Source organism: Pseudomonas sp. UBA5706, from assembly GCF_002419965.1.
Classification (GTDB): Bacteria; Pseudomonadota; Gammaproteobacteria; order Pseudomonadales; family Pseudomonadaceae; genus Aquipseudomonas.
Genome location: NZ_DIHC01000051.1, coordinates 422 through 12,905, shown reverse-complemented (window position 1 = coordinate 12,905; position 12,484 = coordinate 422). Strand labels below are relative to the sequence as shown.

6 protein-coding genes are annotated in these 12,484 nt (G+C 60.8%); 4 read left to right on the top strand and 2 right to left on the bottom strand.

Features of this window, described 5'->3' with window-relative positions:
- The first annotated feature begins 27 nt into the window (after positions 1-27).
- Positions 28-1,314, top strand: a complete 1,287-nt coding sequence (locus B3I26_RS24885; RefSeq protein ID WP_296261666.1) for an MFS transporter — start codon at positions 28-30, stop codon at positions 1,312-1,314.
- A 196-nt stretch (positions 1,315-1,510) separates the two neighbouring features.
- Here the strand turns inward: B3I26_RS24885 and B3I26_RS24880 are convergent, their stop codons facing one another.
- Positions 1,511-2,974: a glyceraldehyde-3-phosphate dehydrogenase gene (locus B3I26_RS24880; protein WP_296261664.1), complete on the bottom strand. Its 1,464-nt coding sequence runs from the start codon at positions 2,972-2,974 to the stop codon at positions 1,511-1,513.
- A 169-nt stretch (positions 2,975-3,143) separates the two neighbouring features.
- Here B3I26_RS24880 and mfd point away from each other — a divergent pair, with 169 nt between their 5' ends.
- From mfd to B3I26_RS24865, 3 genes are read left to right on the top strand one after another with little or no spacing between them, the layout of a single operon-like run.
- Positions 3,144-6,608: a transcription-repair coupling factor gene (gene mfd / locus B3I26_RS24875; protein WP_296261662.1), complete on the top strand. Its 3,465-nt coding sequence runs from the start codon at positions 3,144-3,146 to the stop codon at positions 6,606-6,608.
- Between the two features lie 9 nt (positions 6,609-6,617).
- Positions 6,618-7,154: a CsiV family protein gene (locus tag B3I26_RS24870; protein WP_296261661.1), complete on the top strand. Its 537-nt coding sequence runs from the start codon at positions 6,618-6,620 to the stop codon at positions 7,152-7,154.
- A 13-nt stretch (positions 7,155-7,167) separates the two neighbouring features.
- A complete protein-coding gene (locus tag B3I26_RS24865) occupies positions 7,168-9,879 on the top strand; it encodes a DEAD/DEAH box helicase (protein WP_296261659.1) in 2,712 nt (903 codons plus the stop codon).
- A 429-nt stretch (positions 9,880-10,308) separates the two neighbouring features.
- On the opposite strand, the gene B3I26_RS24860 is transcribed toward B3I26_RS24865, so the two are convergent.
- Positions 10,309-12,057: a VRR-NUC domain-containing protein gene (locus B3I26_RS24860; RefSeq protein WP_296261658.1), complete on the bottom strand. Its 1,749-nt coding sequence runs from the start codon at positions 12,055-12,057 to the stop codon at positions 10,309-10,311.
- Positions 12,058-12,484 lie beyond the last annotated feature (427 nt).

Sequence of the window (12,484 nt, the reverse complement as noted above, 5' to 3'; positions counted from 1 at the left end):
CTAGACAGCCTAAGTGAGTAATTCCAAATGGCCTCGAACACAGGCAAAGGCAAGGCGATTTTTCGCGTTGTCAGCGGCAATTTTCTTGAAATGTTTGACTTCATGGTTTACGGCTTTTACGCCACGGCCATCGCCAAAACCTTCTTCCCCGCCGACAGTGAGTTTGCATCGCTGATGCTTTCGCTGGCCACTTTTGGGGCTGGCTTCCTGATGCGTCCTCTGGGTGCCATCTTCCTCGGCGCTTACATTGACCACCACGGCCGCAAGAAAGGCCTGGTCATCACCCTCGCCATGATGGCTATGGGCACGGTGCTGATTGCCTGCGTGCCTGGCTATGCGACATTGGGCGTCGCCGCGCCGCTGCTGGTGCTGATCGGCCGCCTGCTGCAAGGCTTCTCCGCCGGCGTGGAACTGGGCGGTGTCTCGGTGTATCTGGCGGAAATCTCCACCCCGGGCCGTAAGGGCTTCTTCGTCAGTTGGCAGTCGGCAAGCCAGCAAGCGGCTGTGGTTTTCGCAGGCTTGCTGGGCGTTGGCCTTAACCACTGGCTGAGCCCGGAAGACATGGGGCAATGGGGCTGGCGTGTGCCGTTCCTGATCGGTTGCCTGATCGTTCCGGTGATCTTCGTCATCCGTAGCTCGCTGGAGGAGACGCCGGAATTCGAAGCCCGCGCAAAGAAACATCGTCCTACCCTGGGCGAGGTCGTGAAGTCGATCGGTCAGAACTTCGGCCTGGTCATTGCCGGCATGGCGCTGGTGGTCATGACCACCGTGTCCTTCTATCTGATCACGGCCTACACCCCGACCTTCGGCAAGAACGAGCTGCACCTGTCCGACCTGGACTCTCTGCTGGTCACGGTCTGCGTGGGTATCTCGAACTTCATCTGGCTGCCGGTGATGGGGTCGGTATCCGATAAGATCGGGCGCAAGCCCCTGCTGCTGGGCGCAACCATCCTGGCCATCCTCACGGCATACCCGGCCCTGTCCTGGCTGACAGCCAACCCGACGTTCGCCAACCTGCTGATGGTCGAATTGTGGCTGTCGTTCCTGTACGGCTCGTACAACGGCGCCATGGTGGTGGCATTAACGGAAATCATGCCGGTGGAAGTGCGTACCACCGGTTTCTCCCTGGCCTATAGCTTGGCGACGGCGACATTTGGCGGTTTCACACCGGCGGCTTGTACCTACCTGATCCACGTGCTGGACAACAAGGCAGCGCCCGGCATCTGGTTGAGCGGCGCGGCCGTGCTGGGCCTGCTCGCCACACTGGTACTGTTCCGCAAGGGTCAGACCCGCATTGAAGCAGTGACAAGCTAAAAGCTGCGAACTGCAAGAAGCAACAAAAACGCCCTGACTGTTCGGGGCGTTTTTATTTCTGGCTGATCTGTACCCTTCACCTGAGCCGTTCGGTCACCGCACAAACCCCACAAATAAAAACGCCACGACAGGCCGGAACCTGTCGTGGCGCTTTCGCTTCAGCCTGAAGCGCGTAGCGTGTCGCCCGAAGCTGCTTTTATTTCGGGAAGGCTGGCGGGTTGACCCCGGCCATGTCTTCCATCACGCGAACCACTTGGCAGCTGTAACCGAATTCGTTGTCGTACCAGACATACAGCACGACGCGGTTGTCGTTGGCGATAGTCGCTTCGGCATCGACGACGCCGGCATGACGCGAGCCGACGAAGTCGGTGGACACCACTTCCTGGGAATTCACGAAGTCGATCTGCTTGTGCAGGTCCGAATACAGCGCGGTGTCGCGCAGGTACTCGTTCACCTCTTCGCGCGTCGTGGTGGTCCCCAGATTGAGGTTGAGGATAGCCATCGACACGTTCGGCGTCGGCACGCGAATGGCGTTGCCGGTCAGCTTGCCAGCCAGCTCGGGCAGCGCCTTGGCAGCAGCAGTGGCAGCGCCGGTTTCGGTGATGACCATGTTCAGCGCGGCACTCCGCCCACGACGATCGCCTTTATGGAAGTTGTCGATCAGGTTCTGGTCGTTGGTGTACGAGTGAACTGTTTCAACGTGACCATTGACGATCCCGTACTTGTCGTTGATGGCCTTGAGGACCGGAACGATAGCGTTGGTGGTGCAGGACGCCGCAGAGATGATCTTGTCGTCGGCGGTGATCTGCTGGTGGTTGATCCCGTGAACGATGTTTTTCAGTTTGCCCTTGCCCGGCGCCGTCAGCACTACACGGTCGATGCCAGGGCACTGCAGGTGCTGGCTCAGGCCGTCGGCGTCGCGCCATACGCCAGTGTTGTCGACCAGCAGCGCGTCCTTGATGCCGTACTGGGTGTAGTCCACCTCGGTCGGAGTCTTGGCGTAGATCACCTGAATCAGGTTGCCGTTGGCAGTGATGGTGTTATTGGCTTCGTCGATGGTGATGGTGCCGTCGAACGGGCCGTGAACCGAGTCACGACGCAGCAGGCTTGCGCGCTTGACCAGATCGTTCTCGGCGCCTTTGCGCACGACGATGGCGCGTAGACGCAGGCCGTCGCCGCCACCGGTCTTCTCGATCAGGATGCGCGCCAGCAGGCGACCGATACGGCCAAAACCGTAGAGCACGACGTCAGTCCCCTTACGGGCGCCGGAGTTTTGCTGGCCGACGACTTCGGCCATTTCTTCACGGACGAACTGCTCGGCAGTGCGGCCATGGGCCTGGGTTTTGTATTTGACGGCCAGCTTGCCCAGGTCCACCGAAGCGGCACCCAGTTTAAGCTCGCTCATCGCTTTGATGAGCGGGAAAGTTTCGTGTACGGACAACTCGGTTGCGTCGGCTTGACGATGACGCGCAAAGCGGTGGGCCTTGAGAATCGCGATCACTGAACGGTTGATCAGGGTGCGGCCATAGATCGAACTCACCACATTGTTATTGCGGTAGAGCTGACCGATTAGCGGGATCATCGCCTCGGCGAGCGCTTCACGATCGATCCATTCACCAAGACACTGGTCGGGCTTCTGAGTCACGGGAACCTTCCACATGTAGGGGCTGAAAAAAGGGACTACATTATGCCCAAGCCTTTGTTTATGAGCAATCCGCTGTTTTCAGGTCACGCGGCACTACATAAATTGGCGAGCGTAAAACTGACAGCAGATTGTGGATTTAGTTACAATCCCAGGCTTTGCCGCAACGCCTGGAGCTCTATCTTCCGTGCCCGTTCTGCGCCTACCGATTCTTCCTGCCGCCGCAGGCAAACAACATTGGGGCAACCTGCCCGGTGCCGCTCAAAGCCTGGCCATCGCCGAGGCTGCAAGCGCTGCGAAACGCTTCACCCTGCTTTTGACCGCCGACAGCCAAAGCGCCGAGCGAATGGAACAGGAACTGAAGTTTTTCGCCCCCAATCTCCCGGTGCTGCATTTCCCTGACTGGGAAACCCTGCCTTACGATCTGTTCTCGCCTCATCAGGACATCATCTCCCAGCGCATCGCCAGCCTTTACCGGCTTCCAGAGCTGGAACATGGCGTGCTGGTGGTGCCGATCACTACGGCCCTGCACCGCTTGGCACCGACCAGCTTCCTGCTCGGCAGCAGTCTGGTGCTGGATGTCGGTCAGAAGCTCGATGTCGAAGCGATGCGTACGCGGCTCGAAGCCAGCGGATATCGCTACGTCGACACCGTATACGAGCATGGCGAGTTCACGGTTCGTGGCGCGCTGATCGATCTGTTTCCGATGGGCAGCAAGCTGCCGTACCGGATCGATCTGTTCGACGACGAAATCGAAACCCTGCGCACCTTCGAGCCGGAAACCCAGCGTTCGGTCGACAAGGTGGATTCGGTGCGCCTGCTGCCGGCCAAGGAGTTCCCGCTGCAGAAGGAAGCGGTGACCCGCTTCAAGGCACGCTTTCGCGAGCGTTTCGACGTCGACTTCCGCCGCAGCCCAATCTTTCAGGACTTGAACAGCGGCATCACCCCCGCCGGCATCGAGTACTACATCCCGCTGTTCTTCGAAGAAACGTCCACCCTGTTCGACTATTTGCCGCAGGACACTCAAGTGTTCTCCCTGCCCGGCATCGAAGCGGCAGCGGAAACGTTCTGGAAGGACGTGCGCAATCGTTATGAAGAGCGCCGCGTGGACCCCGATCGCCCGCTGCTTCCTCCGGCCGAGCTGTTCCTGCCGGTGGAAGACTGCTTTGCCCGCCTGAGAACCTGGCCGCGGGTGGTTGCCAGCCAGGATGACGTTGACGCTGGCATCGGGCGCGAGCGTTTTCCTGCTCAGGTATTGCCTGATCTGGCGATCGAGGCCAAGGCCAGTCAGCCATTGGCGGCGCTCTCGCGCTTTCTCGGTGAGTTCCCCGGTCGCGTGCTGTTCACCGCCGAATCCGCCGGTCGCCGCGAAGTGCTGCTTGAACTGCTCGAACGCTTGAAGCTGCGCCCGAAAACCCTCGACAGCTGGCAGGAATTCGTCGACAGCAAAGAGCGCCTGGCGATCACCATCGCGCCGCTGGACGAAGGCCTGGTGCTGGAGCAACCGGCGCTGGCGCTGGTCGCCGAAAGCCCGCTGTTCGGCCAGCGCGTCATGCAGCGTCGGCGTCGCGAAAAGCGCATGGACGGTCACTCCAGCGATGCCGTGATCAAGAACCTTGCCGAGCTGCGCGAAGGCGCGCCGGTGGTGCACATCGACCATGGCGTGGGTCGCTACCTGGGGCTGGCGACGCTGGAAGTGGAAAACCAGGTTGCCGAATTCCTCATGCTGGCCTATGCCGAGGACGCCAAGCTGTATGTCCCGGTCGCCAACCTGCACTTGATCGCGCGCTACACCGGCAGCGACGACGAACTCGCGCCGCTGCACCGCCTTGGCTCCGAAACCTGGCAGAAGGCCAAGCGCAAGGCCGCCGAACAGGTGCGCGACGTGGCTGCCGAGCTGCTGGACATCTACGCCCGGCGTGCGGCGCGCGAAGGCTATGCCTTTGCCGATCCCAAGCTGGACTACGACACCTTCAGCGCCGGGTTCCCGTTCGAGGAAACCCCGGACCAGCAGACCACCATCGAAGCAGTACGCGCCGACATGCTCGCGCCCAAGCCAATGGACCGTCTGGTGTGCGGCGACGTGGGCTTCGGCAAGACCGAAGTGGCAATGCGCGCGGCATTCATCGCCGTGCATGGCGGCAGGCAGGTGGCGATTCTGGTGCCGACCACCCTGCTCGCCCAGCAGCACTACAACAGCTTCCGCGACCGTTTCGCCGACTGGCCGGTGACGGTCGAGGTGATGAGCCGCTTCAAGTCGGCCAAGGAAATCAACGCTGCGGTGGCCGACCTGGCCGAGGGCAAGATCGACATCGTCATCGGCACCCACAAGCTGCTGCAGGATGACGTCAAGATCAAGAACCTCGGCTTGGTCATCATCGACGAAGAACACCGTTTCGGCGTGCGCCAGAAAGAACAACTCAAGGCCCTGCGCAGCGAAGTCGACATCCTGACCCTGACTGCGACGCCGATTCCGCGCACCCTGAACATGGCCGTGGCCGGCATGCGCGACCTGTCGATCATAGCCACACCGCCGGCACGGCGGCTGTCGGTACGCACTTTCGTCATGGAACAGAACAAGCCCACCGTCAAAGAGGCGCTGCTGCGTGAACTGTTGCGCGGCGGCCAGGTGTACTACCTGCACAACGATGTGAAGACCATCGAGAAATGCGCCGCCGACCTGGCCGAACTGGTGCCTGAAGCGCGAATCGGCATCGGCCACGGCCAGATGCACGAGCGCGATCTCGAACAGGTGATGAGCGACTTCTATCACAAGCGTTTCAACGTACTGATCGCCTCGACCATCATCGAGACCGGCATCGATGTGCCGAGCGCTAACACCATTATCATCGAGCGCGCCGACAAGTTCGGCCTAGCCCAGCTGCACCAGTTGCGCGGTCGGGTCGGGCGCAGTCACCACCAGGCGTATGCCTACCTGTTGACGCCACCACGCAAGCAGATTACCGGCGATGCCGAAAAACGCCTGGAGGCAATCGCCAACACTCAGGACCTCGGCGCGGGTTTCGTGCTGGCGACCAACGACCTGGAAATCCGTGGTGCGGGCGAGTTGCTCGGTGATGGCCAAAGCGGCCAGATTCAGGCCGTGGGCTTTACCCTCTACATGGAAATGCTCGAACGCGCGGTGAAGTCGATCCGCAAGGGTGAGCAGCCGAACCTGGACCAGCCGCTGGGCGGCGGGCCGGAGGTCAATCTGCGGGTGCCTGGGCTGATTCCCGAAGACTATCTGCCAGACGTGCATGCGCGGCTGATTCTTTACAAACGCATTGCTAACGCCGCCGACGAGGAAGGCCTGAAGGACCTGCAGGTGGAGATGATCGACCGCTTCGGCCTGCTGCCGGAACCGGCCAAGAATCTGGTGCGCATCACCTCGCTCAAGCTCAAGGCCGAGCAACTGGGCATCAAGAAGGTAGATGCCGGGCCTCAGGGTGGACGAATCGAGTTCGCGGCCGATACGCCGGTCGATCCGCTGACGCTGATCAAACTGATTCAGGGGCAACCGGCACGCTACAAATTCGAAGGCGCCACGCTGTTCAAGTTCATGGTGCCGATGGAGCGTCCCGAGGAGCGTTTCAATACCATCGAAGCGCTGTTCGAGCGCCTGACCCCGCTGCCCTCCAAAAAATCGGCTTAAGGACTGTCCATGCGTGTGCTTCGCTCGCTCACCCTGCTGCTGGTGCTGACCGCCCCGGCAGCGTTCGCCGACGGCACCTACCAGGTGGAGCTGATCCTGTTCAGCCAGAACGGTGAACCGGCGGCCACCAATCAACCGGCGCCGGAAGCCTGGAACGCTGGCGCGCAAATGCTGGGCGCCGATAACCAAACCTCCACCGCGCTGGACAGTCTGGTGGGCAAACTGGAATCCAGCGATGGCTACAAAGTGCTGCTGCATCGCGCCTGGCAACAGGACTTGAGCGCCACACCGCGCAAGGTCGCGATCAGCAGCGGGCAGGAGCAATTCGGTCACTATCCGATCGAAGGCACGGTGAGCCTGGGCCTGGCGCGCTTCACGGACATCGACGCCAATTTCTGGGTCAATCAGCTCGACGATCATGGCGTGCTGGTTACCAGCGAACGCATGCGTCAGGCGACCCGGGTCAGGAATGGCGAATTGACCTACATGGACAACGGAAGCCTTGCCCTGTTGATCAAGGTCTCTGCTCTTCAAGCACCGCGTTGACATAGGCCCAGACGTGTCATCCCTATTGGAAAAAGCCCTGGCCCTGCCATGGGAACCATTGTTCAAGGCGCAGAGCGTGGAACGCGGGCTCGGCTATGCCCGGCAGAAACGCGTGACCCTGCAGCACGTAAGCCAGGATCTGGTGCGCACGGTGTGCCGTGGATCAGGCATGGAACTCTACACCCAAACCCTGCAATTCAAGGACGCCGAGCGCGCCCGCCATTTCGTGGTCGGCACCTGCACTTGCCCTGTGAGGAACAATTGCAAGCACTGTGCGGCGGCGTTGTTCTATCTGCAGGACCCGGAAAACCTGCCCGGTGTCCTGACCACCGTGGATCAGCAAACCGCTGCGTCCGGGCCCAAGACCGAGGACAAACCAACGTTGCCCGAGCGGATCATCTCCGACCTCGAGCCCGAGCCGCGCCTGATCCTCGCCAGCTTCGAGTTCAGCGCCTACGAGCCGCGCAATGGCAAGATGCAGCGGCACATTCAGCATCGTGCCGCGCTGGCATTCCGCTATGAGGCGTTCTACGCCTCGGGCATGCCCAGCCCTGGGCGCTCCAGCGATATCGTGCGCCATCTGAGCGATGAAACCCTGCGTGTACGCCGTCATCTTGAGCGCGAAGGGCAATACCGCAAGCAGTTGCAGGACATCGGCTTTCGCATCGCCACACGCCAGAGCAAGGCCCTGCCTGACAGCGCCGGGGAAATGTTCGAACTGCCCAACGACAAGGCATGGCTGAGCTTCATGCTCGACGAGCTGCCGAAGTTGCGCGAGCGCGGCTGGCAGGTCGAGATGAACGACGAATTCGGCTTCGACGTGACGCCGGTGGACGACTGGTATGCGGTGGTCGAGGAGGAACCGGAACGCGACTGGTTCGACCTGGAACTGGGCATCATCGTTAACGGCGAGCGCCTGAGCCTGTTGCCGATCCTGATCAATCTGCTGCGCATTCACCCGGAGTTGATGAGCGTGGCTGGCATCGCTAAACGCCGCGACGACGAGCAGTTGCTGGTTCAGCTCAATCACTTCACCCAGCGCGGCGGCGGCCCGATTCAGGTGGCCCTGCCCTATGGCCGATTGAAAACGGTGCTGGCTACCCTCGGTGACTTTTACTGGCGCGAAGACGGCAACGACGCCATCCGCTTGAATACCGCTGACGCGGCGCGTCTGAAGCAACTCGACGACATGCCGCTGGTGTGGCAAGGCGGGGATCGGCTGCGGCAGTTTTCCGAGCGGCTGGTGAATATCAAGAACGCCACCGTCGAGGCGCCCAACGGCCTTAACGCCACGCTGCGTCCGTATCAGCTCGAGGGCCTGAGCTGGATGCAGGCCCTGCGTGAACTGGAAGTTGGCGGAGTGCTGGCCGATGACATGGGTCTGGGCAAGACCTTGCAGACCCTCGCCCATCTGCTGCTGGAGAAGCAGGCCGGACGTCTTGATCGCCCGGCGCTGGTGGTCATGCCCACCAGCCTGATTCCCAACTGGATGGACGAGGCCAAGCACTTCACGCCGCAGCTCAACGTGCTGGCGCTGTATGGCGCCAACCGTCATCAGGAATACGAAAGCCTGCAGAATTATGATGTGATCCTGACGACCTACGCACTGCTGCCACGGGATGTCGAGCGGCTAAGCAACCAACTGCTGCACGTGCTGGTGCTCGATGAAGCGCAGTACATCAAAAACCCCAGTAGCAAGGCGGCCCAGGCGGCTCGCCAGTTGAACGCACGCCAGCGCTTGTGCCTCAGTGGCACGCCGCTGGAGAACCACCTCGGCGAACTGTGGTCGCTGTTCCATTTCCTGATGCCGGGCTGGCTGGGCGATGCCAGGCAGTTCGGCAGCAACTACCGCACCCCTATCGAAAAGCTCGGTGACGAGGCGCGCCTGCAGCACCTCAATGCGCGGATCAAACCGTTTCTGCTGCGCCGGACCAAGGAACAGGTCGCCACCGAACTGCCGCCGAAGACCGAGATCGTGCATTGGGTCGAGCTCAACGATGCCCAGCGCGATGTCTACGAAACCATGCGTCTGGCCATGGACAAGAAGGTTCGCGATGAGATCACCCGCAAGGGTGTGGCGCGCAGCCAGATCATCATTCTCGAAGCCCTGCTCAAGCTGCGTCAGGTGTGTTGCGACCTGCGATTGGTCAACGGCACGCCGAGCGGCACGCGCCAGTCGAGCTCGGCCAAGCTGGAAAGCCTGATGGAGATGCTCGAGGAGTTGCTGGCGGAGAATCGCAAGATTCTGCTGTTCTCGCAGTTCACCTCGATGCTCGAACTGATCGAAGCCGAATTGTCCCAGCGCGGTATCGAATACGCCTTGCTGACGGGGCGCACCAAGGACAGGCGTACGCCGGTGCAGGATTTCCAGAGCGGCAAACGCTCGATCTTCCTGATCAGCCTCAAGGCCGGGGGGACAGGTTTGAATCTGACCGCGGCGGACACGGTGATTCATTACGACCCGTGGTGGAACCCGGCGGCGGAAAACCAGGCCACCGACCGCGCTTATCGCATCGGCCAGGAAAAGCCGGTGTTCGTTTATAAGATGATTGCCAGAGGCACGGTGGAAGAGAAAATCCAGCACCTGCAACACGAAAAGTCGGCGCTGGCGTCCGGCGTGCTGGATGGCCGTACGGCCGGAGACTGGAGGCTGCAGGACGATGACATCGAAGCACTGTTCGCCCCGCTGCCGTTACCGCCGAAGAAGGTGAAGCGGCAGACATAACGCTCAGCCATTTCCAGTTCTGCGCCATACCGGATGTTGGTGATGCACTGTGTGAGCGCGCTTTCGTTGCCGTCGTAACCTCCGGCGTCCCCCGGGTACTGAGTCGTAGCTGGATTTCGCGATCCTGTTGTAGAAGCGCGTTTGCCTGCGATGGCGGTGGGTTAGTTTAGAAAGCTGCAGCTGGCCCGGCGCTTTCGCTGCCGTCGTAACCTCCGGCGTCTCCCATGGGTACTGAGTCGTAACTGGATTAGCGATCCTGTGTAGAAGCGCGTTTGCCTGCGATGGCGGTGAGTCAGTTTAGAAAGCTGTGGCTGGCCCAGCGCTTTCGTTGCCATCGTAGCCTCCGGCATCTCCCACGGGCACTGAGTCGTAACTGGATTTCGCGATCCTGTGTAGAAGCGCGTTTGCCTGCGATGGCGGTGAGTCAGTTTAGAAAGCTGCGGCTGGCCCGGCGCTTTCGCTGCTGTCATAACCTCCGGCGTCTCCCACGGGTACTGAGTCGTAACCGGATTTCGCGATTGTCACTTCCTCAGCCCACTGCACATAACACACCACCACCGGCATCTCATGCTCGGCGCAGAAGTCCAGCCAGCGTAGTTGGTTGTCCTGTAGACGGTCCCCGGGGCCTTTGACCTCGATCATTCGATAGCTGCGCTGCTCAGGGTAAAACTGAATCAGATCGGGCATGCCCGTGCGGTTGGCCTTGATGTCCTGCAGCAGCCTGCTGAACCAGCGTTTGAGGTGCTGCGCGGGCAGGCAGTGCAGTGCCTGCTCCAGCAACGTCGGGGTAAGAGTGCCCCAGAATACGAATGGCGATTGCAGACCAAACTTGTTCACGTAGGTGCTGCGCATCACTTCCAGGTAGCGCTTATCGTCCAGTTGCGTCAGGCATTCGTCGAACAACGCCGCCCGGCGCTGATAAAAATCCGGGCTGTACAGATCACTCGGCGCGCTGTGGAAAGGATGGAAGAAAGCGCCCGGCAGCGGCGCGAACACCGCCGGCCAGCACAGCAGGCCGAACAGCGAGTTGATTAGCGCATTCTCGACGTAATGCACCTCGCTGCCCTCCTCGGCCAGATGCAGCTGGATCAATCGCTCCACGCTGTAGTCCGGCAGCGGCGTGACACTCACGTCCAGCCGCTTGACCGTGCGCGTCGATCGCTTGCGCACAGCGCCATGCCCTAACTTGCGCTGCAGCCGGGGATGAATCCGCAACAGGTGCTGGGTTTCCTCATCGTTCTCGGGCAGTGCCTGGGCCTGCTGCAATAGCGTCATCGCCTCGGCGTACTGCTCGCTTCGCTCCAGCACCCGGATCCTGCGCACGCGAGCGCCAGGGTAGCTGGACTGCGCATAGACACTCAGGGCCAAAGGCCATTGTTGCAGGCGTTCAGCCTGCTGGCCAATCCGGAACAGCAGCTTGCCCCGGCGCATCGCCAACCACGGATTATCGGTCCGAATGGCCAGTGCCCGAGACGCCAGTTCGTCCAGTTGCTCACGCTCGTTGAGGGCCTGATCCAGTGCCTCACGGCAACTGTGCAGGTGCAGGCAAATGTCGATGTCTTCACGCTGGCTGATGCCTCGGGACTCGGCGGAAAACTCAACCTTTTCATAGCGATAGATGCCTAGATCCGCGAGCACGAATTCGGACCACTCCTGATACAAGTTGCCGAAATACAACAGGCGCAAGCGGTCACACAAGGGCATGACCTGCAACGCGAAGACCACCTCGTCGAAACCTGCAAACCATTGGTCCAGCGGCTGAATGTGTTCATGAAGCGGCCGCAGGCGCTCCAGCAGATCGGCTTTTTTCTCCGCGCGTTTCACCCCATGGGTCTTGAAGCACAGGCTCAGTTCATCCTTGCGCAACAGGCCAAAGAGCGCTTGAAGGTCCAGATGTGGCTGACCATCGACCCAGCCGCACTCCAGTAACGGTACCGCCGCCTGGCGGGCATCGCCGATTTCCGCATAGGTCAGCTTGCTGGCCCGGAACAGCAGGCCCTTGCGCATGACCATTCGCACCAGCAACGCTTGCGCTGGTTGCGGCAACCGGGCGAAATCCTCAATGAAGCGGCGTTCTTCGTCGTCGAGCAAGTCATCGTAACGCTGGCCGATCCAGCTCAGCACCTGGCGGAAGTTCTCCAGGTAATAGAACGGGTTGTCGAGGGGGGAAGTGCTCACGGCGCGGTCACGTTGCGGCTGAAGGAAAGGCAGCAGGATACTGGTTATCCGTACAGATTCCAGCCCCTTTTCGTCGTGAACCGGGATCGGGCTGATCAACGGCAACCGACGTCAGCGCTACAATCGCCTCCCATTTCTTTTGAGGGACTTGCGATGCCTGCTTCCAGCAAACCGCGTATCTACCTGGCCGGCTTCGACGTCTTTCGCGCCAACGCCATCGATCAGGGGTGCTGCTACGCCCTCCGGGCATCAAATCTCTAGACAACGCCACAATCCGCTTCTGGCCGTAAGCCATAGCCATAGCCATAGCCATAGCCATAGCCATAGCCATAGCCATAGCCGCACAGCTTGCTCGCGATCTGGTGCGAAGCGGCAGCAAGCTCAGCAAATGCGGTGTGTCAGGCATACCGAGCCATCAGGCTTTACG